The sequence below is a fragment of the Buttiauxella sp. AC038 genome, from assembly GCF_979253565.1.
The window spans coordinates 1-14,460 of the sequence record NZ_CEEDCQ010000005.1; the positions used below are offsets into that span (position 1 = coordinate 1).

The following is a 14,460-nucleotide window of genomic DNA, read 5'->3' on the forward strand; positions in this document are numbered from 1 at the left end:
CCATCCGTTTCGGCGTCATGTATAGCGGCCTCAAGTCTTTTACTATTATCTTTTAAAGACTCTGAGACTTTCTTAATGCTATCACCCTCATTGGCGTAATAGTTATGCCGTTGAGATTTAAGTAGAGTGCAAAAGAGGTACAAGCCTGTCGTTCAAAATAAGGAAAGCTTGACAATAAACAGAATGATTAAATAAGATATTAAACATGCCAATGACACTAACAAAAATAAATTCTTTTCAGAAGTGCTGTGTGCTTCAAAATCAGCCTCATTGACTACACTGAACGCAATCCATGCGGGGTTGTCATAAACGCGATAAAAAACATATGCGCTTGTTTTTTCATCAAAGAAATGACCTTCTGACTCTGTTGCTCTGTCTATCCATGCCTGAGGTATTGCTCTTTTAAATAATTCTTTAGTATTGGAATACATGATTAAGTTTCCATCATACGAAACAACTTTAAATCGAGCATGGTAAGGAGAGTGGTTGTATTTTATCAATGCACTCAACTTGTTTAAGTCCAAATCAAATGCGATGTTACCTACAAATTCTGAATGGTCATTAAAAATATTCATGCTGGCAGTGACGGCCATGCCATTATTATATTTGGAAGTTTTGGCAATGGCCTTATATGGTGCAGAGAATCTTATTTCATCTTTTCTTGCTGAGAATGGATACCATGGCCTTTCTTTTACGTTAAAATTTGTCCCTTGGTTCTCTGGGTAAATTGTGTAGTTGCCTTTTTTATCTGACAGGATGACTGCGTCAAAAAAAGTTGTTGAGTTCACGATTGATGGAATTATCGAATTAAGCTCTGAGTGTGACGGTGAAATATAATCTTCTATGTCTTTTGATGTCAGCTGTCCTAAAAGGGAGTGAAGTAATAGTTCCATTTCCTGGATCGGCCTTTCTATAGCATTCCTGGCACTATTTTCATTAAATCGAGACATGGTCTCGATAAAGTCTGCTTTATTTCTCATATCCATGGATATAAAAGAATACATAAACATTATAATAAACGGGATGAAGGTGCTGAGCGTTAAAAAATAAATGCTTTTATGTGATATGGTATTTTTCATTTGACTATAATGCTCCATGCTAGTCATGCAAAATATCTGTTTTAAATGATGGTTTCTGGGTTGATATTTTCATTTTGAAAAGGTGTTTGTATGAGCGACTAAATGTAGGGGAAACTTAAGTCTCTCTTAAAAAAACAGTCTTGCTCTAATGGTAGACTCTTGGGCATGTTTGCTTTTGAAGATAAAATGCAAGGCATGATCTTTCCAAATATCCTCCTCTTGTTAGTGTTATCTCGTCCATAAATACAAGTTATATCGGTCACGCAGAGGGTAGTCTCCGGTAATGATTATGGGGGATTAGTGCGAACAACCGAAAGGATCTTCTTGAGATCCTTTCGGTTGCATCGTAATCTCTTGCTCTGTAAACGAAAAAACCGCCTTGCAGGGCGGTTTTTCGAAGGTTCAGTAAGTTGGGGAACTTCTGAACCGTGGTAACAGGGTGTACAAGACCGCTGCCACCTAATTGGTCCTTTCAGTTTAGCCTCAGTTAGGCTTCAACTTCAAGAACTCTGCGTAAGTAATCTCTTGTACACCCCTTACCAATGGCTACCGCCACTGGCGATTTTTCGTGTCTGTTCCGGGTTGGACTCAAGATGATAGTTACCGGAACAACGTGGTAGTCGGGCTGAACGGGGGTTCTTGCATACAGCCCAGCTTGGAGCGAACTGTCTAAACGGAACGGGACGTGGTGATTTAGGTAAAGCTTCCACCACAACACGGATGCCGCAGGACAGGAACAGGAGAGCGCAAGAGGGAGCCATCAGGGGGAAACGCCTGGTATCTTTATAGTCCTGTCGGGTTTCGCCACCACTGATTTGAGTACCAAAAATCATCCGGTTTTTGTGAAACTCGTCAGGGGGCGGAGCCTATGGAAAAACGGGTTCCCCGCGGCATTTGCCTCCCGGCTTCTACAGCTTGTCCTTCCGGTTATCCCCTGTTTCTGTTGATAACTTTCCTCTCCCGGAAATTCTCACCGCTCGCCGCAGCCGAACGACCGAGCGCAGCGAGTCAGTGAGCGAGGAAGCGGCATATCATCCTGACCTGCATTTTTCAGCGTACCTCTGTTTCGTGAATATTCCCTGCCATATGATGCACTTTCTTGACTCATTTCACGGCTGTTACATATTAAGCCAGTATACACTCCGCTAGCGCTACGTGACTGGTTCAGGGCTGCGCCCCGAAACCCGCTAAAAGCACTGACGCACCCTCCGGGCTTGTCCAACGCCCGGTTCCGGCAGGGAATGATTTCCCCGCCTCACTGCCGTTTTCAGGAGGATGATTTGGCAGAAAAACGCAACAAGATGCTCACCATGTGGGTGACGGAAGATGAGCACCGGCGACTTCTGGCGCGCTGTGACGGAAAGCAACTTGCCTCCTGGATGCGGCAGACGTGTCTCGATGAGAAGCCGGCGCGTATCGGGAAACTGCCCTCGGTTTCGCCGGTGCTCCTGCGCCAGCTTGCCGGCATGGGGAATAACCTGAATCAGATAGCGCGGAAGGTGAACGCCGGTACCGGGCATGATCGGGTGCAGATTGTGGCCGCGCTGATGGCCATTGACGCCGGGCTGGAACGGCTGCGACACGCCGTACTGCAAAAGGAGCCGGGCGATGATTGTTAAGTTTCATCCCCGTGGCCGGGGCGGCGGCGCTGGCCCGGTGGATTATCTGCTGGGGAAAGACCGGCAGCGTGACGGTGCGACCATTCTGCAGGGGAAGCCCGAAGAAGTCCGGGAGCTTATCGATGCGTCACCGTATGTGAAGAAATACACCTCCGGGGTGCTGTCATTCGCCGAAGAAGATCTGCCACCCGGGCAGCGTGAAAAGCTGATGGAAAGCTTTGAGCGGGTTCTGATGCCCGGACTGGAAAAAGACCAGTACAGCATTCTGTGGGTGGAGCACGCCGACAAGGGGCGTCTGGAGCTGAATTTCCTGATCCCCAATACCGAACTTCTGACGGGGAAACGTCTCCAGCCTTACTATGACCGCGCCGACCGTCCGCGCATCGATGCCTGGCAGACCGTGGTTAACGGCAGGCTGGGGCTTCACGACCCGAACGCACCGGAAAACCGGCGTGCGCTGGTCACCCCGTCAGCCCTGCCACAAACGAAGCTGGAAGCATCAGAGACGATCACCCGTGGTCTGCTTGCCCTTGCCTCATCCGGGGAGCTTAAAACGCGTCAGGACGTCACTGAGGCGCTGGAAGCATCAGGTTTTAAGGTGGTTCGCACCACAAAAAACAGTATCAGCATTGCCGACCCGGACGGGGGGCGAAATATCCGACTGAAGGGAGCCATTTATGAGCAGTCTTTTAACGCTGGCGAAGGACTTAGAGCAGAAATCGAAAGCGCAGCAGCAGAATACCGGCGAGATGCTGAAAGCCGCATTCAGCGAGCACGAAGCGTATGTAAATCAGGAGCTGACCGAAAGCGCGAAGAGAATCAACGGCGCTATCAGCGACCACGACCGGCTGCTGGCCTCAGCCCTCAGTCAGAGTACAAAAGGGATGTTGCGGATGGTCAGCAGGACGTGGCTGACCATCGTCCTGGTGTCCGTCCTGCTGATCGCCTCGAGCGGGGGCATTCTGTGGTGGCAGGGGCAACAGATGCTCGACAATTACATCAGCATCCGGGAGCAGAAGGACGCGCTGGAGCAGCTGAACGCGAAAACGTTTGGTGTGCGTTTCCAGAACGACAGCAACGGGCAGTTTTTGGTCTTGCCGAAAGGCGTGAGGGCAGAAACGAGCTGGACGGTGGACAACGGGAAGCGGAAAGCCGTGAAACTGGTACAGGAGTAGAGCAGGATGACCGAGCTGGAAAAACAGTTGCTGAGCGCGTTAGAGCAGTTACAGCAGGATTACTCGCAAAGGCTGGACGAGTGGGCGAGCGTCTCCGTGGATTTGCAGAAGATGTTTTCCATTACACAACGGGAGAACGCGAGACTGAGCGAGCAGGTCAGCAGCTTGAGCAGACAGGTGCAGAGTTTAAGCGAGCAGCTGCGCCGGTTGTCGAAAGGCTGAATATCATTGAGCAGCGTCAGCTGCATGAACGGGAGCTTCAGCATCAGAAAACGCTGGAGCTGGAACGTTCACCGCGCCAGAAAACGTACCACGGCCCGACGCTGGGCTAAAGTGGGGAAAACAGGGCTTATTACCCGTATGACGAACAGAACCGGTACGTATTCACCTGGCTGCATAGTCATGCAATGGGGTAAAGTTTATCAGGTGCGTTTCCTGCGGTTTTTCGGATGGCTTGTTACCTTTTTCACCAGTTTGCCGCAGGAAACGTCGCCAACCCGGTTTCAGCGGTGCCGACAACGGATGTTATGGTAAATGCCTATCAAATGCATGCCTGTCAGAGTCAGGCACGCATTTAGGTTTGACCATGCATTAAATAATTTTATTTAGATGTGATTTTCTACTTACTCCAGACCAATAATGCAATTCTTGCCTGAATTTTTAGCTTGATAAAGTCGAATGTCAGCTTTTTTAAATATCTCATCAGGAGTTGAGCCTTCATCATATGATGAAATACCACAGCTAAAGGTTACGTTCAGCCCCTCTTCACGCCATTGTTTTTCTTCTGCTCTTTTTCTCCAGAGTTCCAGTAATGTATAGAAATCATCATAATTACCTCCTTTATATATCACGACGAGTTCCTCACCTCCGAATCTATATATATTCGTCAGAAAGTCGCTGCCTGCTTTACTAATGTATGTGAGTACAACATCTCCTGTATGATGTCCAAACACATCATTCACTTTCTTAAAATTGTCAATATCAATGATGGCTAAGTAGAACGGGTTTTTCGAAACGAAGATGTCGTGAAAATCACAGTCAAATTTCTTTCTTGTAAATAAATTGGTAAGGCCATCCGTTTCGGCGTCATGTATAGCGGCCTCAAGTCTTTTACTATTATCTTTTAAAGACTCTGAGACTTTCTTAATGCTATCACCCTCATTGTCAATAGTTATGCCATTGAGATTTAAGTAGAGTGCAGTGATAGCCTGTCTAAAATAGAGCTTGATAATAAACAGAATGATTAAATAAGATATTAAACATGCCAATGACACTAACAAAAATAAATTCTTTTCAGAAGTGCTGTGTGCTTCAAAATCAGCCTCATTGACTACACTGAACGCAATCCATGCGGGGTTGTCATAAACGCGATAAAAAACATATGCGCTTGTTTTTTCATCAAAGAAATGACCTTCTGACTCTGTTGCTCTGTCTATCCATGCCTGAGGTATTGCTCTTTTAAATAATTCTTTAGTATTGGAATACATGATTAAGTTTCCATCATACGAAACAACTTTAAATCGAGCATGGTAAGGAGAGTGGTTGTATTTTATCAATGCACTCAACTTGTTTAAGTCCAAATCAAATGCGATGTTACCTACAAATTCTGAATGGTCATTAAAAATATTCATGCTGGCAGTGACGGCCATGCCATTATTATATTTGGAAGTTTTGGCAATGGCCTTATATGGTGCAGAGAATCTTATTTCATCTTTTCTTGCTGAGAATGGATACCATGGCCTTTCTTTTACGTTAAAATTTGTCCCTTGGTTCTCTGGGTAAATTGTGTAGTTGCCTTTTTTATCTGACAGGATGACTGCGTCAAAAAAAGTTGTTGAGTTCACGATTGATGGAATTATCGAATTAAGCTCTGAGTGTGACGGTGAAATATAATCTTCTATGTCTTTTGATGTCAGCTGTCCTAAAAGGGAGTGAAGTAATAGTTCCATTTCCTGGATCGGCCTTTCTATAGCATTCCTGGCACTATTTTCATTAAATCGAGACATGGTCTCGATAAAGTCTGCTTTATTTCTCATATCCATGGATATAAAAGAATACATAAACATTATAATAAACGGGATGAAGGTGCTGAGCGTTAAAAAATAAATGCTTTTATGTGATATGGTATTTTTCATTTGACTATAATGCTCCATGCTAGTCATGCAAAATATCTGTTTTAAATGATGGTTTCTGGGTTGATATTTTCATTTTGAAAAGGTGTTTGTATGAGCGACTAAATGTAGGGGAAACTTAAGTCTCTCTTAAAAAAACAGTCTTGCTCTAATGGTAGACTCTGTGGGCATGTTTGCTTTTGAAGATAGACTGCATGGCATGATCTTTCCAAATATCCTCTCCTCTTGTTAGTGTTCATCTCGTCCATCAAATACAGAGTTATATCAGTCACGCAGAGGGTAGTCTCCGGTAATGATTATGGGGGATTAGTGCGAACAACCGAAAGGATCTTCTTGAGAACTCCTTCTCTGGTTGCACTTCCGTAATCTCTTGCTCCGTAAACGAAAAACCCGCCTTGCAGGGCGGCTTTTCGAAGGTTCAGTAAGCTGGGGAACTTTCTGAACCGTGGTAACAGGGTGTACAAGACCGCCGCCACCTAATTGGTCCTTTCAGTTTAGCCTCAGTTAGGCTTCAACTTCAAGAACTCTGCGTAAGTAATCTCTTGTACACCCCTTACCAATGGCTACCGCCACTGGCGATTTTTCGTGTCTGTTCCGGGTTGGACTCAAGATGATAGTTACCGGAACAACGTGGTAGTCGGGCTGAACGGGGGGTTCTTGCATACAGCCCAGCTTGGAGCGAACTGTCTAAACGGAACGGGACGTGGTGATTTAGGTAAAGCTTCCACCACAACACGGATGCCGCAGGACAGGAACAGGAGAGCGCAAGAGGGAGCCATCAGGGGGAAACGCCTGGTATCTTTATAGTCCTGTCGGGTTTCGCCACCACTGATTTGAGTACCAAAAATCATCCGGTTTTTGTGAAACTCGTCAGGGGGGCGGAGCCTATGGAAAAACGGGTTCCCCGCGGCATTTGCCTCCCGGCTTCTACAGCTTGTCCTTCCGGTTATCCCCTGTTTCTGTTGATAACTTTCCTCTCCCGGAAATTCTCACCGCTCGCCGCAGCCGAACGACCGAGCGCAGCGAGTCAGTGAGCGAGGAAGCGGCATATCATCCTGACCTGCATTTTTCAGCGTACCTCTGTTTCGTGAATATTCCCTGCCATATGATGCACTTTCTTGACTCATTTCACGGCTGTTACATATTAAGCCAGTATACACTCCGCTAGCGCTACGTGACTGGTTCAGGGCTGCGCCCCGAAACCCGCTAAAAGCACTGACGCACCCTCCGGGCTTGTCCAACGCCCGGTTCCGGCAGGGAATGATTTCCCCGCCTCACTGCCGTTTTCAGGAGGATGATTTGGCAGAAAAACGCAACAAGATGCTCACCATGTGGGTGACGGAAGATGAGCACCGGCGACTTCTGGCGCGCTGTGACGGAAAGCAACTTGCCTCCTGGATGCGGCAGACGTGTCTCGATGAGAAGCCGGCGCGTATCGGGAAACTGCCCTCGGTTTCGCCGGTGCTCCTGCGCCAGCTTGCCGGCATGGGGAATAACCTGAATCAGATAGCGCGGAAGGTGAACGCCGGTACCGGGCATGATCGGGTGCAGATTGTGGCCGCGCTGATGGCCATTGACGCCGGGCTGGAACGGCTGCGACACGCCGTACTGCAAAAGGAGCCGGGCGATGATTGTTAAGTTTCATCCCCGTGGCCGGGGCGGCGGCGCTGGCCCGGTGGATTATCTGCTGGGGAAAGACCGGCAGCGTGACGGTGCGACCATTCTGCAGGGGAAGCCCGAAGAAGTCCGGGAGCTTATCGATGCGTCACCGTATGTGAAGAAATACACCTCCGGGGTGCTGTCATTCGCCGAAGAAGATCTGCCACCCGGGCAGCGTGAAAAGCTGATGGAAAGCTTTGAGCGGGTTCTGATGCCCGGACTGGAAAAAGACCAGTACAGCATTCTGTGGGTGGAGCACGCCGACAAGGGGCGTCTGGAGCTGAATTTCCTGATCCCCAATACCGAACTTCTGACGGGGAAACGTCTCCAGCCTTACTATGACCGCGCCGACCGTCCGCGCATCGATGCCTGGCAGACCGTGGTTAACGGCAGGCTGGGGCTTCACGACCCGAACGCACCGGAAAACCGGCGTGCGCTGGTCACCCCGTCAGCCCTGCCACAAACGAAGCTGGAAGCATCAGAGACGATCACCCGTGGTCTGCTTGCCCTTGCCTCATCCGGGGAGCTTAAAACGCGTCAGGACGTCACTGAGGCGCTGGAAGCATCAGGTTTTAAGGTGGTTCGCACCACAAAAAACAGTATCAGCATTGCCGACCCGGACGGGGGGCGAAATATCCGACTGAAGGGAGCCATTTATGAGCAGTCTTTTAACGCTGGCGAAGGACTTAGAGCAGAAATCGAAAGCGCAGCAGCAGAATACCGGCGAGATGCTGAAAGCCGCATTCAGCGAGCACGAAGCGTATGTAAATCAGGAGCTGACCGAAAGCGCGAAGAGAATCAACGGCGCTATCAGCGACCACGACCGGCTGCTGGCCTCAGCCCTCAGTCAGAGTACAAAAGGGATGTTGCGGATGGTCAGCAGGACGTGGCTGACCATCGTCCTGGTGTCCGTCCTGCTGATCGCCTCGAGCGGGGGCATTCTGTGGTGGCAGGGGCAACAGATGCTCGACAATTACATCAGCATCCGGGAGCAGAAGGACGCGCTGGAGCAGCTGAACGCGAAAACGTTTGGTGTGCGTTTCCAGAACGACAGCAACGGGCAGTTTTTGGTCTTGCCGAAAGGCGTGAGGGCAGAAACGAGCTGGACGGTGGACAACGGGAAGCGGAAAGCCGTGAAACTGGTACAGGAGTAGAGCAGGATGACCGAGCTGGAAAAACAGTTGCTGAGCGCGTTAGAGCAGTTACAGCAGGATTACTCGCAAAGGCTGGACGAGTGGGCGAGCGTCTCCGTGGATTTGCAGAAGATGTTTTCCATTACACAACGGGAGAACGCGAGACTGAGCGAGCAGGTCAGCAGCTTGAGCAGACAGGTGCAGAGTTTAAGCGAGCAGCTGCGCCGGTTGTCGAAAGGCTGAATATCATTGAGCAGCGTCAGCTGCATGAACGGGAGCTTCAGCATCAGAAAACGCTGGAGCTGGAACGTTCACCGCGCCAGAAAACGTACCACGGCCCGACGCTGGGCTAAAGTGGGGAAAACAGGGCTTATTACCCGTATGACGAACAGAACCGGTACGTATTCACCTGGCTGCATAGTCATGCAATGGGGTAAAGTTTATCAGGTGCGTTTCCTGCGGTTTTTCGGATGGCTTGTTACCTTTTTCACCAGTTTGCCGCAGGAAACGTCGCCAACCCGGTTTCAGCGGTGCCGACAACGGATGTTATGGTAAATGCCTATCAAATGCATGCCTGTCAGAGTCAGGCACGCATTTAGGTTTGACCATGCATTAAATAATTTTATTTAGATGTGATTTTCTACTTACTCCAGACCAATAATGCAATTCTTGCCTGAATTTTTAGCTTGATAAAGTCGAATGTCAGCTTTTTTAAATATCTCATCAGGAGTTGAGCCTTCATCATATGATGAAATACCACAGCTAAAGGTTACGTTCAGCCCCTCTTCACGCCATTGTTTTTCTTCTGCTCTTTTTCTCCAGAGTTCCAGTAATGTATAGAAATCATCATAATTACCTCCTTTATATATCACGACGAGTTCCTCACCTCCGAATCTATATATATTCGTCAGAAAGTCGCTGCCTGCTTTACTAATGTATGTGAGTACAACATCTCCTGTATGATGTCCAAACACATCATTCACTTTCTTAAAATTGTCAATATCAATGATGGCTAAGTAGAACGGGTTTTTCGAAACGAAGATGTCGTGAAAATCACAGTCAAATTTCTTTCTTGTAAATAAATTGGTAAGGCCATCCGTTTCGGCGTCATGTATAGCGGCCTCAAGTCTTTTACTATTATCTTTTAAAGACTCTGAGACTTTCTTAATGCTATCACCCTCATTGTCAATAGTTATGCCATTGAGATTTAAGTAGAGTGCAGTGATAGCCTGTCTAAAATAGAGCTTGATAATAAACAGAATGATTAAATAAGATATTAAACATGCCAATGACACTAACAAAAATAAATTCTTTTCAGAAGTGCTGTGTGCTTCAAAATCAGCCTCATTGACTACACTGAACGCAATCCATGCGGGGTTGTCATAAACGCGATAAAAAACATATGCGCTTGTTTTTTCATCAAAGAAATGACCTTCTGACTCTGTTGCTCTGTCTATCCATGCCTGAGGTATTGCTCTTTTAAATAATTCTTTAGTATTGGAATACATGATTAAGTTTCCATCATACGAAACAACTTTAAATCGAGCATGGTAAGGAGAGTGGTTGTATTTTATCAATGCACTCAACTTGTTTAAGTCCAAATCAAATGCGATGTTACCTACAAATTCTGAATGGTCATTAAAAATATTCATGCTGGCAGTGACGGCCATGCCATTATTATATTTGGAAGTTTTGGCAATGGCCTTATATGGTGCAGAGAATCTTATTTCATCTTTTCTTGCTGAGAATGGATACCATGGCCTTTCTTTTACGTTAAAATTTGTCCCTTGGTTCTCTGGGTAAATTGTGTAGTTGCCTTTTTTATCTGACAGGATGACTGCGTCAAAAAAAGTTGTTGAGTTCACGATTGATGGAATTATCGAATTAAGCTCTGAGTGTGACGGTGAAATATAATCTTCTATGTCTTTTGATGTCAGCTGTCCTAAAAGGGAGTGAAGTAATAGTTCCATTTCCTGGATCGGCCTTTCTATAGCATTCCTGGCACTATTTTCATTAAATCGAGACATGGTCTCGATAAAGTCTGCTTTATTTCTCATATCCATGGATATAAAAGAATACATAAACATTATAATAAACGGGATGAAGGTGCTGAGCGTTAAAAAATAAATGCTTTTATGTGATATGGTATTTTTCATTTGACTATAATGCTCCATGCTAGTCATGCAAAATATCTGTTTTAAATGATGGTTTCTGGGTTGATATTTTCATTTTGAAAAGGTGTTTGTATGAGCGACTAAATGTAGGGGAAACTTAAGTCTCTCTTAAAAAAACAGTCTTGCTCTAATGGTAGACTCTTGGGCATGTTTGCTTTTGAAGATAAAATGCAAGGCATGATCTTTCCAAATATCCTCCTCTTGTTAGTGTTATCTCGTCCATAAATACAAGTTATATCGGTCACGCAGAGGGTAGTCTCCGGTAATGATTATGGGGGATTAGTGCGAACAACCGAAAGGATCTTCTTGAGATCCTTTCGGTTGCATCGTAATCTCTTGCTCTGTAAACGAAAAAACCGCCTTGCAGGGCGGTTTTTCGAAGGTTCAGTAAGTTGGGGAACTTCTGAACCGTGGTAACAGGGTGTACAAGACCGCTGCCACCTAATTGGTCCTTTCAGTTTAGCCTCAGTTAGGCTTCAACTTCAAGAACTCTGCGTAAGTAATCTCTTGTACACCCCTTACCAATGGCTACCGCCACTGGCGATTTTTCGTGTCTGTTCCGGGTTGGACTCAAGATGATAGTTACCGGAACAACGTGGTAGTCGGGCTGAACGGGGGTTCTTGCATACAGCCCAGCTTGGAGCGAACTGTCTAAACGGAACGGGACGTGGTGATTTAGGTAAAGCTTCCACCACAACACGGATGCCGCAGGACAGGAACAGGAGAGCGCAAGAGGGAGCCATCAGGGGGAAACGCCTGGTATCTTTATAGTCCTGTCGGGTTTCGCCACCACTGATTTGAGTACCAAAAATCATCCGGTTTTTGTGAAACTCGTCAGGGGGCGGAGCCTATGGAAAAACGGGTTCCCCGCGGCATTTGCCTCCCGGCTTCTACAGCTTGTCCTTCCGGTTATCCCCTGTTTCTGTTGATAACTTTCCTCTCCCGGAAATTCTCACCGCTCGCCGCAGCCGAACGACCGAGCGCAGCGAGTCAGTGAGCGAGGAAGCGGCATATCATCCTGACCTGCATTTTTCAGCGTACCTCTGTTTCGTGAATATTCCCTGCCATATGATGCACTTTCTTGACTCATTTCACGGCTGTTACATATTAAGCCAGTATACACTCCGCTAGCGCTACGTGACTGGTTCAGGGCTGCGCCCCGAAACCCGCTAAAAGCACTGACGCACCCTCCGGGCTTGTCCAACGCCCGGTTCCGGCAGGGAATGATTTCCCCGCCTCACTGCCGTTTTCAGGAGGATGATTTGGCAGAAAAACGCAACAAGATGCTCACCATGTGGGTGACGGAAGATGAGCACCGGCGACTTCTGGCGCGCTGTGACGGAAAGCAACTTGCCTCCTGGATGCGGCAGACGTGTCTCGATGAGAAGCCGGCGCGTATCGGGAAACTGCCCTCGGTTTCGCCGGTGCTCCTGCGCCAGCTTGCCGGCATGGGGAATAACCTGAATCAGATAGCGCGGAAGGTGAACGCCGGTACCGGGCATGATCGGGTGCAGATTGTGGCCGCGCTGATGGCCATTGACGCCGGGCTGGAACGGCTGCGACACGCCGTACTGCAAAAGGAGCCGGGCGATGATTGTTAAGTTTCATCCCCGTGGCCGGGGCGGCGGCGCTGGCCCGGTGGATTATCTGCTGGGGAAAGACCGGCAGCGTGACGGTGCGACCATTCTGCAGGGGAAGCCCGAAGAAGTCCGGGAGCTTATCGATGCGTCACCGTATGTGAAGAAATACACCTCCGGGGTGCTGTCATTCGCCGAAGAAGATCTGCCACCCGGGCAGCGTGAAAAGCTGATGGAAAGCTTTGAGCGGGTTCTGATGCCCGGACTGGAAAAAGACCAGTACAGCATTCTGTGGGTGGAGCACGCCGACAAGGGGCGTCTGGAGCTGAATTTCCTGATCCCCAATACCGAACTTCTGACGGGGAAACGTCTCCAGCCTTACTATGACCGCGCCGACCGTCCGCGCATCGATGCCTGGCAGACCGTGGTTAACGGCAGGCTGGGGCTTCACGACCCGAACGCACCGGAAAACCGGCGTGCGCTGGTCACCCCGTCAGCCCTGCCACAAACGAAGCTGGAAGCATCAGAGACGATCACCCGTGGTCTGCTTGCCCTTGCCTCATCCGGGGAGCTTAAAACGCGTCAGGACGTCACTGAGGCGCTGGAAGCATCAGGTTTTAAGGTGGTTCGCACCACAAAAAACAGTATCAGCATTGCCGACCCGGACGGGGGGCGAAATATCCGACTGAAGGGAGCCATTTATGAGCAGTCTTTTAACGCTGGCGAAGGACTTAGAGCAGAAATCGAAAGCGCAGCAGCAGAATACCGGCGAGATGCTGAAAGCCGCATTCAGCGAGCACGAAGCGTATGTAAATCAGGAGCTGACCGAAAGCGCGAAGAGAATCAACGGCGCTATCAGCGACCACGACCGGCTGCTGGCCTCAGCCCTCAGTCAGAGTACAAAAGGGATGTTGCGGATGGTCAGCAGGACGTGGCTGACCATCGTCCTGGTGTCCGTCCTGCTGATCGCCTCGAGCGGGGGCATTCTGTGGTGGCAGGGGCAACAGATGCTCGACAATTACATCAGCATCCGGGAGCAGAAGGACGCGCTGGAGCAGCTGAACGCGAAAACGTTTGGTGTGCGTTTCCAGAACGACAGCAACGGGCAGTTTTTGGTCTTGCCGAAAGGCGTGAGGGCAGAAACGAGCTGGACGGTGGACAACGGGAAGCGGAAAGCCGTGAAACTGGTACAGGAGTAGAGCAGGATGACCGAGCTGGAAAAACAGTTGCTGAGCGCGTTAGAGCAGTTACAGCAGGATTACTCGCAAAGGCTGGACGAGTGGGCGAGCGTCTCCGTGGATTTGCAGAAGATGTTTTCCATTACACAACGGGAGAACGCGAGACTGAGCGAGCAGGTCAGCAGCTTGAGCAGACAGGTGCAGAGTTTAAGCGAGCAGCTGCGCCGGTTGTCGAAAGGCTGAATATCATTGAGCAGCGTCAGCTGCATGAACGGGAGCTTCAGCATCAGAAAACGCTGGAGCTGGAACGTTCACCGCGCCAGAAAACGTACCACGGCCCGACGCTGGGCTAAAGTGGGGAAAACAGGGCTTATTACCCGTATGACGAACAGAACCGGTACGTATTCACCTGGCTGCATAGTCATGCAATGGGGTAAAGTTTATCAGGTGCGTTTCCTGCGGTTTTTCGGATGGCTTGTTACCTTTTTCACCAGTTTGCCGCAGGAAACGTCGCCAACCCGGTTTCAGCGGTGCCGACAACGGATGTTATGGTAAATGCCTATCAAATGCATGCCTGTCAGAGTCAGGCACGCATTTAGGTTTGACCATGCATTAAATAATTTTATTTAGATGTGATTTTCTACTTACTCCAGACCAATAATGCAATTCTTGCCTGAATTTTTAGCTTGATAAAGTCGAATGTCAGCTTTTTTAAATATACTCATCAGGAGTTG

The 14,460-nt window shown here is 48.5% G+C and carries 9 protein-coding genes; 6 read left to right on the top strand and 3 right to left on the bottom strand.

All coding sequences use genetic code 11. The annotated features are described in order from the left end of the window. Positions 1-152: 152 nt before the first annotated feature. Entirely contained in the window at positions 153-1,079 is a 927-nt protein-coding gene (locus tag AC0IXI_RS24105; protein WP_471683390.1) for a cache domain-containing protein, read from the bottom strand. Between the two features lie 1,301 nt (positions 1,080-2,380). Here AC0IXI_RS24105 and AC0IXI_RS24110 point away from each other — a divergent pair. Both AC0IXI_RS24110 and mbeA (AC0IXI_RS24115) read left to right on the top strand, forming a co-directional pair. Beyond that, positions 2,381-2,698 carry a MobC family plasmid mobilization relaxosome protein gene (locus AC0IXI_RS24110; RefSeq protein WP_424221470.1) on the top strand — a complete coding sequence of 106 codons (318 nt, stop codon included), beginning with the start codon at positions 2,381-2,383 and terminating at the stop codon, positions 2,696-2,698. Continuing rightward, the gene (gene mbeA, locus AC0IXI_RS24115) at positions 2,688-4,205 is read left to right on the top strand and encodes a plasmid mobilization relaxase MbeA (protein ID WP_471683391.1); all 1,518 of its coding nucleotides are present in this window, start codon (positions 2,688-2,690) and stop codon (positions 4,203-4,205) included. Before AC0IXI_RS24110 ends, mbeA (AC0IXI_RS24115) begins: the two co-directional genes overlap by 11 nt. Before the next feature lie 291 nt (positions 4,206-4,496). Here mbeA (AC0IXI_RS24115) and AC0IXI_RS24120 read toward each other — a convergent pair whose 3' ends face one another. Continuing rightward, complete coding sequence (locus tag AC0IXI_RS24120) at positions 4,497-6,008, bottom strand: sensor domain-containing diguanylate cyclase (protein ID WP_471683392.1); 1,512 nt, start codon at positions 6,006-6,008, stop codon at positions 4,497-4,499. A 1,317-nt stretch (positions 6,009-7,325) separates the two neighbouring features. Here AC0IXI_RS24120 and AC0IXI_RS24125 point away from each other — a divergent pair. Beyond that, a complete protein-coding gene (locus tag AC0IXI_RS24125; protein ID WP_424221470.1) occupies positions 7,326-7,643 on the top strand; it encodes a MobC family plasmid mobilization relaxosome protein in 318 nt (105 codons plus the stop codon). After that, positions 7,633-9,150 carry a plasmid mobilization relaxase MbeA gene (gene mbeA, locus AC0IXI_RS24130; protein WP_471683391.1) on the top strand — a complete coding sequence of 506 codons (1,518 nt, stop codon included), beginning with the start codon at positions 7,633-7,635 and terminating at the stop codon, positions 9,148-9,150. Before AC0IXI_RS24125 ends, mbeA (AC0IXI_RS24130) begins: the two co-directional genes overlap by 11 nt. A gap of 291 nt (positions 9,151-9,441) precedes the next feature. On the opposite strand, the gene AC0IXI_RS24135 is transcribed toward mbeA (AC0IXI_RS24130), so the two are convergent. Further along, positions 9,442-10,953 (bottom strand): sensor domain-containing diguanylate cyclase, encoded by a 1,512-nt coding sequence (locus tag AC0IXI_RS24135; RefSeq protein WP_471683392.1) that lies wholly within the window; start codon positions 10,951-10,953, stop codon positions 9,442-9,444. 1,301 nt (positions 10,954-12,254) lie between these two features. Between AC0IXI_RS24135 and AC0IXI_RS24140 the strand changes: the two genes are divergently transcribed. Then, complete coding sequence (locus tag AC0IXI_RS24140) at positions 12,255-12,572, top strand: MobC family plasmid mobilization relaxosome protein (protein WP_424221470.1); 318 nt, start codon at positions 12,255-12,257, stop codon at positions 12,570-12,572. Next, positions 12,562-14,079 (top strand): plasmid mobilization relaxase MbeA, encoded by a 1,518-nt coding sequence (mbeA, locus tag AC0IXI_RS24145; RefSeq protein ID WP_471683391.1) that lies wholly within the window; start codon positions 12,562-12,564, stop codon positions 14,077-14,079. Before AC0IXI_RS24140 ends, mbeA (AC0IXI_RS24145) begins: the two co-directional genes overlap by 11 nt. Positions 14,080-14,460 lie beyond the last annotated feature (381 nt).